A 13,654-nucleotide genomic window follows, 5' to 3' on the forward strand; every position below is an offset into this window, starting at 1 on the left:
TGAAAGGAGAGGATGAGCTTGTCCGGAGAACCGTATCAAGTCATCGGCGATTTGTACAACCGGATTTTTACGGTTCAGGCGACGCATATCGATGTGAAGGTGGATTATGCGGTCTGGAACCAAATCTTTGCCAATCTGCCCAAGGACTATAAACTGCCCGATGCCGCAGTGCTGCTTCTCGATAAACCTTTCTGAATGCAGCGGGCAGGGTGTCTGTTCGGTCTTTTGCTTATGTATAAAGAACCCCCTCTGATATAAATGGCGGCTTAGAGCCCCATTTATGCAGAGAGGGTTTCTTTTTTGAGAAATATAGGTGCAGCTCCCTGGGGTTATCTGCTTCAAGATTCGTCGAGATGGATGTTGCTGAGCAGATCGGTCCACAGCGGATCGTTTCCTTTCCAGTAACCCGCTTTGGGCATCAGCAGGGAACATACCCGGTCGACCGGGCATTCGGTTTCTACGATGCCTTCGACCGTATCGGTATGGTTGATCAGCAGAATGCTGAACTCATGAGCGACCAATCCCGACAAAATATTACGCAGTTCCTCCGCCTGCTCGAAAGTCCCCTCGGTCCGGATAAACAGCGTTTTACGGCTGGTCGCGCATTTGTTCAGAAAACGTTCGACCCGCCGATCGTATTTAGCCTTGACGGACGGGTAAGCCGCCAGGTTATCGGGGGTGTTGGCATGCGTAAAAAAATCGTGGTTGGACCCGAGATTGTATTCCGTCTCCATGACGAGGTAAAGGGCATCGCTGAGCTGTTTCTCCACGACCAGATTATTCCGGTCCATAAACCGGGCAAACCGATTGGCAAGCAGTCGGTTTACATCGGACAAATTGTAGGAAGACATCCAATCCAGCGGCCCGGCATAAGGGCGCAGGTTGTATTTTTCCAATTGGATCGAAACGAGACACAGATCGCCAAGGCTGAAGATGGCTTCGTAAGTTCCTTGAATGTCGGCCAATTTCATGCGGGACACTCCTTTCTATGTTTTCTTCAAACATATGAATGCGACTACATATTATTAGATGCAATTCAAGCCAGCTTGCTTGGATGTCTGTGTAAGCTGAAAGAACAAATAAGTTCGCCGCCCCTTCCATCCGCCCGTACATTTGTCCGTGGATAGCCATAGTCTGATATAAAGACATCTACTCTGGAGGAATGGTCATGTCCATACTGCGTTTGGGGTCGACCGAATCTGGGCCAATCGACTGCAGGTATATTCAAACCGTTGATCTGGAAATTACGAATCATGGATGGGAACCATTTGATATGCTCGTTCAAGGATACCGGAGCGACGGTCTGTTTTATGTAAGCCTGATCCATGCCGATCCGGGTCAGATCGTCCCGGTGCACGGCATCATGACGAATTATACCCCGTTTGAGCTTGTGCTTGTGACCAACATCAACGTGGCGGATTATACGGCGGCCGTATTCATGATGAAGGATCGCGGTAACCTGATCGCAGTATACACACAAAATGATGCGGACCGTTTCAGCTGAGAGGGGGAGGCCGGGAGGAACGATCATGAAGGTATTATTTGTGTTTTATGTGCCGAGCGGAGGCATGGACACGATCAACCGCCTGCGCTGCCAGGAATTGCGAAAATACGGAATTGAGGCTTCCTGTTTGTATTTTGCCTGGGGAGCGGGGATGCAGAACCAAGCGGATTTTCCGATCTACATTACAAATCAGGACGCGGAGATCAAACGGATTTTGGAAGCGGGCCAATACGATGTCATCGTCGTGACCACGGACCATAAAAGCTTCGCGAGGTTTCGTCAGCTCGGGTATACAGGCAAGTTTGTTTTGGAAATTCAAGGGTACGGTCCGAAAGAAGTCGCCCGTCAGCAGCTGACGCAGGCCATTCCTTACGTGAATGCCTATGCTTCGGCGCTGCTTAATCCCTGCACGCCGCATATTGCGGCCCTGTTTCAAGAACTGTTTCCGAATACACCCAAGTACAATATTCCAAATTGCTTTAATTCTGAAGTATTTACCTATCGTCCCACCAATAAGCTGCCGCATCCCGTCATTGCCTGGCTCGGGCGGATGGAAGACAACAAAAACTGGCGGGAATTTTTGAATATCGGTTACCAAATGTCCTTTTATGTTCCCAATCTGGTGATGTGGATGTTCGAAGATGCCAATTTGTCCATACCTTCCGAAAGAGAACAGTACGACAAAATGGTGGCGGACCTCCAGCTGCACAACCGGCTGCTGCTCTTTTCCAACGTTCCTAATGTTGAAATGCAGTACTATTTTTCAGTGATAGGGGACTCCGGCGGGTTCATGTGCAATACCTCCAAGGTAGAAGGCGGCCCGTTGTCGGTCCTGGAAGCAATGAGCTGCAAATGCCCGGTGCTGGCCACCCATTCCGATGGAGTTGCCATCACGATAAAACACAATATTACCGGTAAAAATTACACGCTGGGCAATATCCCGGAAGCCGTTGCCGAAGGCCTGAGTCTTATTTACGACCATGAGCTTCGGGAGAAGATTCGCGAAAACGCGCTTCAGATGCTCAAAAATGAATTCAATCCGCATGCGTACTGCATGAGCTTTATTGACATGCTGAATCATATTTAAAGGAAAAGAGGAGTAAGGCATGAAATTTAAGGCCAAATCGGGTGCCGCATCCGGCAGCTATGAGCCCTTTGTCGTCGGTGAACAGGAAATCGTGCTAACGGGTTTGACGCTTCAGCATGTTACCCCGGGAGATCAGATCGTCCTGAGCATCGACGTGAATTGGGTAAAGCCGATTCACTGGGATATGGGAGAAATGGAATTATGCCTTCGGCTTGGTCAGCCGGATGGTCAGGTCGTTTACTGGACTCTTGAAAGCTGCTTCGAAAAAAGCCGTACCCGCGAAAGCTTCACATGGACGGCAGAGAATGGCGAAGCCAGGTTTTACTTAACGGTCAAATCCGTTGACAGCAGGGCGATTCTGTCAGGCGATTATTGGCTGGAAGGTACGGTATACGCCCCCTCATAGGAGCCGTCTGGAAGGGTCCGGACGGTTTTTTTTGAGCGACAATCAGAATAAGTACCACCGCAAAACCCCACTTCGTGGGGTTTTATTGGTTTTCAGCCCTTATCAATCGGGCGTAAAGCTTCGGTACGTTTCCTGAAGCCCCTGCTCAAAGCTCAAAACCGGCGCCCATCCCATCGTACGGCCGATTTTTGCATTGGAAAGACAGCTGTGGCGAATATCTCCGGCTTTCTCCGGCCTGTATTCGATGGGGATTTCTTTCGGATGAAGGGCGCGGAGGTGACCGGCCAGCTGATTGACGGTGCTTGCGGTTCCCGTGCTGACATGATAGGTCCCGTTCTCGTTGGACTTCATGGCGGCAATGATCGCATCGGCTACATCCAGGACATAAATGAAATCGCGGGTCTGGTTCCCGTCACCGTTAATGCCCAGCGGACGTCCTGTGAACAACCGGTCCATAAAAATGGCGACGACCCCGCCTTCGCCCTTGGCCGTTTGTCCTGGCCCATAGACATTGGCAAAGCGGAGAATGCCATAGGATAAGCCAAACAATTGCGAGTATAATCGAATGTACATTTCTGCGGCCAGCTTCGACAGGCCATAAAAAGAAATCGGCATGGCCGGGTCGTCTTCCGTCAGGATTTCCTTCTGCAGATTGCCGTATACGCCGGAAGTGGATGCAAAAATGATCTTTTCAACCGATCCTTTGCGGCAGGCATTCAACATATTGAGCGTTCCTCCGATATTGACGTCCATATCGTCAAACGGCTCGCGTATCGACTGCTGCACATCGGCCTGGGCAGCCAAATGGATGACGGCGGAAGGACTCAGCAAGCCGATCAGATCATGGGCACCTGGACTGCGGATATCGTGAATATGGAGGACGGCGCCGGAAGGGACACGCTCCGCTTTCCCGGTCGATAAATTATCAATAACATGCACCTTATGGCCGAGACCGATCAGTTTGCGGACGAGATGCGAACCGATAAAACCGGCGCCTCCAGTCACGACTACTGTGCTCATGCATATCTACCTCCCTTAAAATGTGTGAGTGTCATGCATGCTCTATCGTATGAGAATCGAGAGGTATCGGCATTAGGCACCCGTCCATTTGCGGAGCTTTTGATATGGGGCAGGCCGGAAACGGGTAACATAAAATTATGAAGGTAATGTATTCGCATTAAATGAGGGTCGAGTGACGAACCAGGGAGGGATAAGCCATGAAACGCCGCGGCAAATGGATTTTGGGAGTCGCAGCGGGGTTGCTGATGGTTTGCGCAGCACTGTTAGCATGGAGGCTGGGAGATAGCAATCATCATTCGCAGCAGGCAGGCCCATCCCCGCAGCACAACTCTACATCGAACAGCGGGTCAGGAGCGGGAAATAATAGCCCTTTTGCCTGGGAGTACGGGAACATAAGTTCGGTGGAATGGGAGGGGCGAACCAAGTCCTGGATTCTCCAAAGAGAGCCTGCCGACGAGGGCCACCCATCCGGTCGTTGGCTGCTAAACGGCGCCGAAATAACAGCTGCGGAGGCGGAGGATAGACTAACTGGGCTGCACGGACTGCGGCAAGAGGAAGGGGAAGTACGCAAGGCGTCCGATTTGCAAAATGAAGTCATTGTAGGGACGATTACCGTCACGCTGAAATCAGGGGAAACGCAGGTGATGCAAATCGCCTCAGAGCCGGATGAGCCAGAGGTCCTGTGGATACTAATTCAGCAAGATCCTGACGCCTATGCTGTCCGCAGGTCCGATTATTTGGAGCTTGAGCAGCTGCAGTAGCAGGTCCCGTCATGCCAAAACCTTTCAGCATACCGGTTCATGCGGGTGGTCATCCTAATGGTGTTATTAATACACTTATTAGAGATGGAGGATGAACTCATGCTACGATCCAAAGCGATTAGTCTGTCGGTATCGGCAGCCCTGCTCGTGAGCATAGCCGGCGTTGCCGGTTGTACTACGAAGGAGCCCGCAAATACGAACATCCGCACCAAAAACGTCATTGACGGCAACGGCAGAACGGGCCGTATCGGCGTGAATTCCCTAAGGGAAAACGGCTTGATCAGTCCGAAAGGCTACACATACAATACAAACAGCACGAATAACGGCAGCGCAGCGACCACCCATAACTTGACGAATGCCCAATTGTCGCAAAAGCTGTCCGATAAAGTGGCAGCCATGAAGGAAGTTAAATCCGCCAACGTTCTCGTGGCCGGCGATACCGCCTACGTTGCCGTTTCCCTTCGTGATACCGCAAGCAACACGGGCGGAAATATGGGAGCAAAAGGCTTCGGCGGCACCCACAACATGATGAACGGAAGCAGCTTTAACAATGCCGGCACGGCCAATGGAAGCAGCTTCAACAACCGTTCGAAATCGGGAACGGTGCGTAACGGCGTACGCGGAACCGCTCCGAATGCCGCTGCAGCGCATCATAACATCCGCAACTATTCGTCTAAAGGGGCCAGCATTACGGGGAACAACGGCTATAATATGACGACGTACGGTACGGCAGGCACGACGGATAACGGGGTCGGCACCAACAACGGGATGGGTACCGGCAATGCCATGGGTTCCACCGGTAACCAGACCGGTCTGATGGGTGCCGGCGGATACAGCGATTACCGCAATGACACGATCACGTCCGATATCAAAGACCGGATTGCCAATACGATCAAGAGCACCGATAACACGATTAAGAACGTGTATGTATCTGCAAATCCGGGCTTTATCCAAGGCTTGGCTAACTTATCGGCACAAACGCAAGGAGGACATCCGATCAAAGGACTCATGTCCGACCTGTCGACGATGGTGGAACGCATCTTCCCAATGAATGCCGGGAATGGCAACCGCACTACCAATTACAATGCCCCTGTTCACCATTTTGATACGACCAATCGGTAAAATTGCCGATAAAAAGGGGCTGCCATAATCTTGTTATGGACAGCCCCTTATACATATAGCCATGGGTTTAAAATACCTTACGGCCTTTGACCCAAACGCCTTGAACATCCAGATGATTATCCAGCAGCAGGACATCTGCCTGCTTGCCGATTTCAATCGTGCCGGTGCGGTCTTCGATCCGCAGCCGTTTGGCCGGGTTGAAGCTGGCGGCGAGGGACGCCTCTTCGATCGACAGGCCCACGTTGTTGATAAGGTAGCGGAAGCCTTTAATCATCGTCAAGGTGCTTCCCGCAAGACTGTCCCGCTGGCCCTTCAAGGTAGCGATTCCGTCGTGAACCTCTACCGGAAGATCGCCAAGCATGTATTCCCCGTCTCCAAGTCCGGCTGCGGACATGGCATCCGTAATCAGGAGCAGATTGTTATCCTGCTTCAACCGGGCCAGGATAGAGATGCAGGCCGGGTGCACATGGATGCCGTCGGCGATGATTTCCGCGTGGATGCGCGGATCGCTTAGCACGGCCCCTGCGGTTCCGGGCTTGCGGTGGTGCAGCGGCGTCATCGCATTAAAGGTATGTACGCCTTGGCGCAGACCGGCGTCCACGGCTGCTTCCACCTCGTCATAGGTCGCATCCGTGTGGCCGAGCGCGGCGTTGATGCCGTGTTCGGTCATCCAGGCGATCGCGGTCAGTGCGCCTTCGCGTTCCGGCGCCAGCGTCACCTGGCGGACGAGACCCGGATAGGCAGATTCCCATTCTTCCAGCCATTCTACATTCGGCAGGACGATATGCTCCGGATTTTGCGCTCCCGGCCATTTCGGGCTGATAAAAGGCCCTTCCAAATGAACGCCTTCCACGGTTGCGTAAGGCATGTCATGCTGCGTATACTCGTTAACCTCTTTGAGGACGCGGTCGATTGCCGCCTTTGGAGCGGTCATGGTCGTCGGAAGAATCGAGGTGGTACCCTGCGAGCAGTGGAAGGCGGTAATGGTATCCAGCACTTCCTTGTTTGAATCCATAAAGTCCTGGCCGTTGCCTCCATGCACGTGGACATCAATGAAGCCGGGAACGATGTATCCGTCCGATTTGTGATGGCTTGCGGCCGAGTCTGTCCAGCGCTGCGGCAGATCGCGGGCGAGCCCCGCATAGACGATCTTGCCGTCCTGGATGGCGACGGCTCCTTCTTCCAATACCCCTGACGGCGTGACAACCTTGCCGTACAAGAGCTGTACGTTTTCTTCACTCATCCTAACAACCTCCCTGCACCTTGATCCAGCAGTACCACGACGTTCGGATGGCATTGCAGCAGCGATGCCGGGCACTGCGTCGTAATCGGTCCTTTCAGCGCGCGCTTCACGATCTCAGCCTTGTCTTTGCCACGAACGAGCAGCAAAATTTGCTTGGCCTTTAGAATGCTGCCGACCCCCATCGTAACCGCCTGCTTCGGCACATCGTCCAGCGATGGGAAGAAGCGCGCGTTTGCCGTGCGGGTTTTTTCCTGAAGCTCAGCCACGTGCGTTCCGCCGTCCAGGCTGTCATCAGGTTCGTTGAACCCGATATGCCCGTTGTGGCCGATACCGAGAATTTGCAGGTCCACCGGGCCGTTTTGCTCCAGCATGGCGTCGTACTTGACGCATTCTTCCTCCAGATCGGCAGCATTGCCGTTCGGAACATGCGTATTCTCGAGCTGAATATCGATATGGTTGAACAGCTTCTCGTTCATAAAGGTACGGTAGCTCTCCGAATGGCCCTCAGGCAGGCCGACGTACTCGTCCAGATTGTAGCTGGATGCTTTTGCGAAGCTGACCAGGCCCTGCTGGTACATTTCGATAAGCCGCCCGTAAATTCCTACCGGAGTGCTGCCGGTCGCCAGGCCGAGTACCGCTCTCGGTTTGGTATGCAGCAGGCTGGCGATCAGGCTTGCCCCGGTGGCGTTAAAGTCAGCCTCGTTTTTAAATGTATAAATGTTCATGCTTGAAAATGACCTCCTCTGGATTTTCGGTAATTCTGTACGTTATGGTAGGACTGCTCCAGCTTGGGAACATACTGTCCGAACTGCTCGCTGTTCATCCCCATAAACAGGATGTCGACGAGATGGAGCTGGGCGATTCGCGAAGCCATGTCTCCCCGGCGCATTCCTTTTTCAAGGGATGAGGCGAACAAAGGAATATCGGCCATGCCAGCCAGCGTATTGCTGCTGTACGACGTCAGTGAAATGGTCGCTGCCCCGCTGTCTTTGGCGCAGGCCAGCGCATCGATCGTTTCGAGCGTTTCCCCGGAATAGGAGATGGCGACCGCCACATCCCGGCCCGACAACGTCGAGGCGGAAGTGATCTGCATATGTGAATCGGCGAAGGCCGTGCAGTTCTTACCGATCCGGATCAGCTTCTGGTAGAAATCCTGGGCGACGATAGACGAGGTGGCTACCCCGTACAAGTCAATCCGATCGGCGGCGCAGAGCAGGCGTATCGCCTGGGCCAGACGGTCCATGTCGAGCAGGGACGTTGTGTCGCGGATCGAGGCCAGATGATTCGCTTCCATGGCCTCTACGATTTGGGATAACGGGTTGTTGGCCACAATATCCTGATAGGACGACATGCCGCTCCGCTCCTGCATTTCCGTATGGGCGATTTCGGCGGACAGCTTCACTTTGAGGTCCGGGTAGCCCTTGAGATGGAACGCTTTGCAGAACCGGGTCACGGTGGCGGGACTGGTCCCGCACTGCTCGGCCAGCTCCTTGATGCCCATATGGACAACTTCGGAAGGGGAGGAGAGGATAAAATCGGCGATCCGGCGCTCCTGCTGGGACAGCCGTTCCTGCTCCTGCGCCAAGGCGTGTAATATCGGTGCCAATCGCAAGCCTCCTTGGATGAGAAAACTATGGATACTGTTGAGATTGAAAATAATTTTAACGAATGATGCATATTTAGAGAAAATAATTTTTGTTTCATCCCCATCATAGGCCATTTGTCTTACGTTTACAAGGGCAGGATTGTTAAATTTCTGTAAAAGTGAAGCGCAAAAAAACCGGACTCTTTAGAGTCCGGTTAATATTAAGAGATTTATGCGCTTGCCTTGGAACCCTGCATATTCCGCAGCTCCACGCGAATCAGCTGCCAAAGAACGAAAGCAAGCACGACGATCTGTGGAATGAACGTTTCCCAGGTCGGGTACATGCCAAGCCAGGAAACGGACGGCAGTCCGGCTTCCGAATGGGCGGGAATGCGACCCGAGACCTGGAGCGAATGGATGCTGTCGCCAAGGAAACGGAATACGAGGTAGTAGATCAGCACCGTCGCCGCCAGGAAGAAGCCGCGCAGAGGCAGGCGGGCGCTGAGAACGATAATCGCGTAAGCGAGCACGGCCAGAACGGCCAAGGCGCCGGCGATCCCGAGGATCAGCTGCCCGATGTCAATGGAAGAGGCCATCCCCGCATAGAAAATGGTCGTTTCCGCGCCTTCGCGCAGGACGGCCAGACCGGCCAGCACAAATAGAGACCACAGGCTTCCTCGGGCCATCGCCTGATCCATCTGACTGCCTACGTACTTGTTCCAGGCGGCCGTATTTGACTTGCTGTGCAGCCATTGCCCGACGGTGAGCATCATCACCACGGCCACCAGACCGGTAATGCCCTCGATCAGCTCGCGGGCGCCGCCTGAAGCCGCTTTGGAGATGGAGAAGGTGAGCACGACCGCGAGCAGGAGGCTGAGGACGAGGCCTGATCCGGCTCCGCTCCAAATCCATTTCCGGCCGCGGGTATTCCCGCTTCGCTTCAAATAAGACAGCAGGGCGGACAGCACGAGAATGGCCTCCAGGCCTTCACGAAGCAGAATCAACGCGGCATCCCACGCGGTATATTTGTGATCGACCGCCAGCGGGGTGAGGGATGACTTCATCGCGTCCATGAACTTTACGGCTTCATCCAGTTTTGGCGGGCTGGAGAGCAGGTCGCCGGAAACGGCAGACATTTTATTTTCAATATCCGTATAAAGGTCCGGCGCGGATACCCGCACCTCGCCCTCGACCGCCGGCCAGACGGAAATGAACTTCGTCATCTGGTCCGCCGCTTCGCTGCTCCGGCCGGCCCGCGCATCCTGGCGTGCGGTTTCGAGGATGCCCAGCAGGTCGGACAGCCGGTAATTTCCGTCGCTTCCGGCATCGGCCGCATCCATTTTCCCTTCGGTATAACCGGTCATCAGCGTGATCAGCTTCTGCATTTCCTGCACGGCCTGCTCTTCGCGTACCGGATCGGCCTGGAGCGCGATCCGCACGAGGCTGATCTCGGTTTCAAGCCGACCGTAGACCGTGAAGTTATCGCTGCGGATCGGCGTTTCCGCCGTCGGCCATGCATCCACGATCGTCTGATAGCTTCGCTTGGCCGCGTCCCAGTCCCCAGCCTGCATGGCCTTCAGGCTGTCCTGCGCCAGCGGCAGCAGCTTCTTGGCCGACTCCACGCCGCTTTCGGCCGCGCCGGATGATCCGCCTGGGCTCTCGGCGGCGGTGACGTAAGCGTTAACCGCCTTGGCCAGCGCGGACAGCGCCGTTTTTGCCTCCGGCCCGCCGCTTGCTAGCTTGCTCTGCGCGTCTTGAAGCGCATTGTCGACGGCCGTGGTCAAGTCGGCATGATCCGTGTCCCCGGCTTTGACCGGCTCCCAGAGCTGTTTGAATTGGTTCAGATCCTCGCCCGCTTTGGACCATTCCTGCTGGCCCGCTTCAACGAGGGCGCTGCCTACGGAAGGCAGAAGGGAGTCCAGGGCGGAATTCCCTTCCGCTTCGGCACGCGGGATCAAGGTGCTCAGCAGAAGCACGGCAATGATCAGCAGGGCGCCGATCAGGCGATGATTCCATCGCCCGGTACGAGGCGTAAGGTTGCTTCGCAGCATGATGAAGTCTCCTTTATGTCAATTCTGCTAGAGTTTAATGCCTACAGGCTACAGCAGCGTCTCTCCGATATAGCCTCCCGAAGAGGCGCCGGGGAAACAGGCGAACACCGCGCTCCCGACATGCTGAATGTATTCGTTCAGCCGGTCGCTCTTCGCAAGCTTTTGCTGCAGGGGGATGAACTGCTTCTGCAGGTCGCGCTGGAAGCAGATAAAGAGCAGTCCGGCATCCAGCTGGCCGGTCTTGGCGTCCATTCCTCCCGAGTAAGAATAGGACCGTCGGAGGATCTGCACCGAGCCGTCTCCGCGGGCAAGCGCCATATGCGAATTGGCCGGAATAGCCGGCGATCCGTCAGGCCCCTTGGCGGTCAGGTCGACCTTGTCGAACTCGTGCTGTCCGCCAAGCGGTGCGCCGCTGGCCCGGTACCTTCCGAACGTCTCCTCCTGATCCTTCAGGGAGGATCGGTCCCACACCTCGATCCGCATCCGGATCCGGCGCACCGCCATGTAGCTGCCGCCCGCCATCCAGGCTGCTCCGCCTTCGGCCGGAGCCCAGACGACCCGGTTCATCTGCTCGCTGCTCGCCGTATCCGGATTGGCCGTGCCGTCCTTGAAGCCGAGCAGATTCCGCGGGGTTCCCCCTGCGGAGTCGGCGCTGCCGGTGCGCTGGAAGCCCTCCTGGGTCCAGCGGAGCACGGCCGTGCCGCGGGCAATGCGCGCCAGATTGCGGATGGCGTGAAACGCCACCTGCAGGTCGTCAGCGCAGGCCTGAACGGCCAGGTCGCCGCCGCACCAGCGGGCGTCCAGCTGATCCCCGTTAAAGGCCGGAAGGTCGCTGAAATTGGCCGGCCGCTTTGAGGCGAGCCCGAAGCGCGAATCGAACAGGGACGGCCCCGCGCCAAACGTCAGGGTCAGCCGGGAAGGCGAAAGACCTGCCGATTCTCCGGTATCCACCGGCGGCAGGTTGTGATTGGCGCTCTCTTCCCCGAGCATGGAGCCTTCGGTCATGGCCGCGGCCGCCGCGGTCCAGGCTTGGAACAGCTTCTTCAGCTCCTTCGCTTCGGTCGTGGTCACGTCGAAAGCGGCGAAATATATGAAGTTTTGCGAGGGGGTGATAATGCCGGCCTGATGTTTCCCGTAGAACGGGATGCGGTCCCCGGTGTCAGGCTGGCCGGCAACGGCCGCCGCTGTCTTCCGCTCTTTCGCGGCGAAGAGGCTGCCGATGCCGGCGCCCCCGATCATCAGTCCCAGGCCGCCGGTGCCCGCCAGCCGCAATAAGTCGCGGCGGGAAAGCGGCTTTTTCAAAATCGATGAATCTTTGGTTTCCTCGTGCTCCCGGTTTGACATGCTTTACACTCCAAGCAGGGTGCCCATATTCGACAACGGCTCGGCCAGGGCATCCAGGTTTTGGCTGAGCTTGCGGACCTCGTCCTCTTTCAGCTCGGTGTAGCTGACGTATCCGTCGCCTTTCTTGTAGGCGTCCAGTTCTTTCTTCAACGCATCAAATCGCTCCCCGATCTGCTTTTCGAGATCCGGATCCTTTTTGGCCAGGTCGTGCTTCAGGATTTCATAAATCTTGGCGGCGCCTTCCACATTGGCGGCAAAATCGTACAAGTCCGTGTGAGAGTACAGCTCTTCCTCGCCGGTTACCTTGGAGGAGGACACTTCGTTCAGCAGTTCAACCGCCCCGGTTACCATCAGGCTGGCGTCAATATCGACCGTCTCGACCTTGGCCCGGAGCAGCTGTGCGTCCTGCAGAAGGCGGTCGGCAAAAGCTTCCTGGCCTTTGGTCGACTTATCCTCCCACAGTCCCTTCTCGATTCGGTGGAATCCGCGCCATTCGGCGGCGTCCACATCGTTCACGCGGGCGTCAATATCCGGATCCAGATTGCCGAGCGCCTCTGCGATCGGTTCGATCCGCTCGTAATAGGAACGGGCCGGGGCATACAGGGCCTTCGCTTCCTCCAGCTTGCCGGCTTTCACCGCTTCGGTGAATTTTTCCGTTTGCTTTACGAATTCATCGCACTGCTCCACTGCAAAGATGCGGTAGGATTCCACGGCTGCGCTGAAGTCGGCCGTCTGCGACGCAGCTGCATCGGTACCGGCGCTTTGCGCTGATGTGTCGGTATTAGCGGCTGCCGTCCCAGTCTTCGCCTCGCCGGCGGCGGGATCCGCACTTTCTTTCTCCGAGCAGCCTGCGAAGAGCAGGGAGGAGAGGATTAAACCGGCAGGAAGGATCGTATGTAGCTTCAAGCCAAAACAGCTCCTTTTTAGATTATAGAATTTATAAATTTTCAGCAGAGCTGAGCCATTCTATAATCGCAAGAAAAACTTCCTCTAAACGCGGTCTGTCTTCTGTGAAGGTGCGTCGATGGACGTTTTTCTTATATAGATGGAATGGTTAGATTAATTTGATAATGATTCTCAATTTCATTATAGCAACATCATAATGAGTTACCGACCACGTGTCAACTGCCATTTTAAAATGCCGAAATCTCTCCTGTTGTAAACCCTTTCAATGCGGGTGCCTAATTTTTACGCATAACGACACCAAAGCCCGGTGCCTTACATAATATGAGTTGACTGTATCCCTTTACCTTGTTATACCATACAAACCCGAGCAAGGAGGGGTGACACCATTGAAGGGGAACGATCATAAGAGCAAATTTTTGTTGACTCATCGTGAGCGCGAAGTATTTGAACTGCTCGTTCAGGACAAAACAACACGCGATATCGCCGGTCAGTTATTTATCAGCGAGAAGACGGTCCGGAACCATATTTCCAATGTAGTGTAGTTTGAAGCACGCAAATAACAGGTTGGTTATAAATTATGGTAAACTTGTCCTGCAAACAAATGACAAGGGGGCAGCATTCTTGG

The 13,654-nt window shown here is 54.9% G+C and carries 14 protein-coding genes and 1 pseudogene; 7 read left to right on the top strand and 8 right to left on the bottom strand.

Going from position 1 to position 13,654, the window contains the following annotated elements; all coding sequences use genetic code 11:
* Positions 1-18 precede the first annotated feature (18 nt).
* Positions 19-195, top strand: a complete 177-nt coding sequence (locus FHS19_RS31630; RefSeq protein ID WP_246426925.1) for a hypothetical protein — start codon at positions 19-21, stop codon at positions 193-195.
* A gap of 143 nt (positions 196-338) precedes the next feature.
* On the opposite strand, the gene FHS19_RS31635 is transcribed toward FHS19_RS31630, so the two are convergent.
* Entirely contained in the window at positions 339-971 is a 633-nt protein-coding gene (locus FHS19_RS31635) for a DUF1796 family putative cysteine peptidase (protein ID WP_183586957.1), read from the bottom strand.
* A 197-nt stretch (positions 972-1,168) separates the two neighbouring features.
* Here FHS19_RS31635 and FHS19_RS31640 point away from each other — a divergent pair, with 197 nt between their 5' ends.
* Genes FHS19_RS31640 through FHS19_RS31650 form a run of 3 tightly spaced genes read left to right on the top strand, consistent with a single transcriptional unit; the run spans position 1,169 to position 2,997 of the window.
* Positions 1,169-1,504 (top strand): hypothetical protein, encoded by a 336-nt coding sequence (locus FHS19_RS31640; RefSeq protein WP_183586959.1) that lies wholly within the window; start codon positions 1,169-1,171, stop codon positions 1,502-1,504.
* A gap of 25 nt (positions 1,505-1,529) precedes the next feature.
* Positions 1,530-2,591 (top strand): glycosyltransferase family 4 protein, encoded by a 1,062-nt coding sequence (locus FHS19_RS31645; protein ID WP_183586961.1) that lies wholly within the window; start codon positions 1,530-1,532, stop codon positions 2,589-2,591.
* 19 nt (positions 2,592-2,610) lie between these two features.
* Positions 2,611-2,997 (top strand): hypothetical protein, encoded by a 387-nt coding sequence (locus tag FHS19_RS31650; protein ID WP_183586963.1) that lies wholly within the window; start codon positions 2,611-2,613, stop codon positions 2,995-2,997.
* A 102-nt stretch (positions 2,998-3,099) separates the two neighbouring features.
* Here the strand turns inward: FHS19_RS31650 and FHS19_RS31655 are convergent, their stop codons facing one another.
* Positions 3,100-4,017: an NAD-dependent epimerase/dehydratase family protein gene (locus FHS19_RS31655; RefSeq protein ID WP_183586965.1), complete on the bottom strand. Its 918-nt coding sequence runs from the start codon at positions 4,015-4,017 to the stop codon at positions 3,100-3,102.
* Positions 4,018-4,214: 197 nt separating this feature from the next.
* Here FHS19_RS31655 and FHS19_RS31660 point away from each other — a divergent pair, with 197 nt between their 5' ends.
* Together FHS19_RS31660 and FHS19_RS31665 are read left to right on the top strand one after the other, a co-directional pair.
* Positions 4,215-4,778 carry a hypothetical protein gene (locus tag FHS19_RS31660; protein ID WP_183586967.1) on the top strand — a complete coding sequence of 188 codons (564 nt, stop codon included), beginning with the start codon at positions 4,215-4,217 and terminating at the stop codon, positions 4,776-4,778.
* Positions 4,779-4,877: 99 nt separating this feature from the next.
* Positions 4,878-5,900, top strand: a complete 1,023-nt coding sequence (locus FHS19_RS31665) for a YhcN/YlaJ family sporulation lipoprotein (RefSeq protein WP_183586969.1) — start codon at positions 4,878-4,880, stop codon at positions 5,898-5,900.
* A 67-nt stretch (positions 5,901-5,967) separates the two neighbouring features.
* Here the strand turns inward: FHS19_RS31665 and nagA are convergent, their stop codons facing one another.
* The 6 genes from nagA to efeO all read right to left on the bottom strand — a co-directional run bounded on the left by nagA (position 5,968) and on the right by efeO (position 13,029).
* Positions 5,968-7,143 carry an N-acetylglucosamine-6-phosphate deacetylase gene (gene nagA, locus FHS19_RS31670; RefSeq protein WP_183586977.1) on the bottom strand — a complete coding sequence of 392 codons (1,176 nt, stop codon included), beginning with the start codon at positions 7,141-7,143 and terminating at the stop codon, positions 5,968-5,970.
* The gene (nagB, locus tag FHS19_RS31675) at positions 7,140-7,868 is read right to left on the bottom strand and encodes a glucosamine-6-phosphate deaminase (protein ID WP_183586979.1); all 729 of its coding nucleotides are present in this window, start codon (positions 7,866-7,868) and stop codon (positions 7,140-7,142) included. Before nagB ends, nagA begins: the two co-directional genes overlap by 4 nt.
* The gene (locus FHS19_RS31680; protein WP_183586981.1) at positions 7,865-8,749 is read right to left on the bottom strand and encodes a MurR/RpiR family transcriptional regulator; all 885 of its coding nucleotides are present in this window, start codon (positions 8,747-8,749) and stop codon (positions 7,865-7,867) included. The genes nagB and FHS19_RS31680 overlap by 4 nt, the downstream gene beginning before the upstream one ends.
* A gap of 209 nt (positions 8,750-8,958) precedes the next feature.
* Positions 8,959-10,779, bottom strand: coding sequence for an FTR1 family iron permease (locus tag FHS19_RS31685; protein ID WP_183586983.1), 1,821 nt, complete (start codon positions 10,777-10,779; stop codon positions 8,959-8,961).
* Between the two features lie 48 nt (positions 10,780-10,827).
* The gene (efeB, locus tag FHS19_RS31690; RefSeq protein WP_183586985.1) at positions 10,828-12,123 is read right to left on the bottom strand and encodes an iron uptake transporter deferrochelatase/peroxidase subunit; all 1,296 of its coding nucleotides are present in this window, start codon (positions 12,121-12,123) and stop codon (positions 10,828-10,830) included.
* Positions 12,124-12,126: 3 nt separating this feature from the next.
* Entirely contained in the window at positions 12,127-13,029 is a 903-nt protein-coding gene (gene efeO, locus FHS19_RS31695; protein ID WP_183586987.1) for an iron uptake system protein EfeO, read from the bottom strand.
* A 386-nt stretch (positions 13,030-13,415) separates the two neighbouring features.
* On the opposite strand from efeO, the pseudogene FHS19_RS31700 reads away from it, so the two are divergent.
* Positions 13,416-13,568, top strand: a pseudogene (locus tag FHS19_RS31700) (LuxR C-terminal-related transcriptional regulator); the annotation flags it as partial.
* Positions 13,569-13,654 lie beyond the last annotated feature (86 nt).

This window comes from Paenibacillus rhizosphaerae, assembly GCF_014192015.1.
Classification (GTDB): domain Bacteria; phylum Bacillota; class Bacilli; order Paenibacillales; family Paenibacillaceae; genus Paenibacillus_AQ; species Paenibacillus_AQ rhizosphaerae.

What these genes read in the sequence shown, in the direction of transcription:
- FHS19_RS31685 (WP_183586983.1), bottom strand. Translation starts at nt 10,779, where the DNA reads ATGCTGCGAAGCAACCTTACGCCTCGTACCGGGCGATGGAATCATCGC.
- efeB (WP_183586985.1), bottom strand. Translation starts at nt 12,123, where the DNA reads ATGTCAAACCGGGAGCACGAGGAAACCAAAGATTCATCGATTTTGAAA.
- FHS19_RS31640 (WP_183586959.1), top strand. Translation starts at nt 1,169, where the DNA reads ATGTCCATACTGCGTTTGGGGTCGACCGAATCTGGGCCAATCGACTGC.
- FHS19_RS31645 (WP_183586961.1), top strand. Translation starts at nt 1,530, where the DNA reads ATGAAGGTATTATTTGTGTTTTATGTGCCGAGCGGAGGCATGGACACG.
- FHS19_RS31660 (WP_183586967.1), top strand. Translation starts at nt 4,215, where the DNA reads ATGAAACGCCGCGGCAAATGGATTTTGGGAGTCGCAGCGGGGTTGCTG.
- FHS19_RS31655 (WP_183586965.1), bottom strand. Translation starts at nt 4,017, where the DNA reads ATGAGCACAGTAGTCGTGACTGGAGGCGCCGGTTTTATCGGTTCGCAT.
- FHS19_RS31665 (WP_183586969.1), top strand. Translation starts at nt 4,878, where the DNA reads ATGCTACGATCCAAAGCGATTAGTCTGTCGGTATCGGCAGCCCTGCTC.
- nagB (WP_183586979.1), bottom strand. Translation starts at nt 7,868, where the DNA reads ATGAACATTTATACATTTAAAAACGAGGCTGACTTTAACGCCACCGGG.
- FHS19_RS31650 (WP_183586963.1), top strand. Translation starts at nt 2,611, where the DNA reads ATGAAATTTAAGGCCAAATCGGGTGCCGCATCCGGCAGCTATGAGCCC.
- nagA (WP_183586977.1), bottom strand. Translation starts at nt 7,143, where the DNA reads ATGAGTGAAGAAAACGTACAGCTCTTGTACGGCAAGGTTGTCACGCCG.
- FHS19_RS31635 (WP_183586957.1), bottom strand. Translation starts at nt 971, where the DNA reads ATGAAATTGGCCGACATTCAAGGAACTTACGAAGCCATCTTCAGCCTT.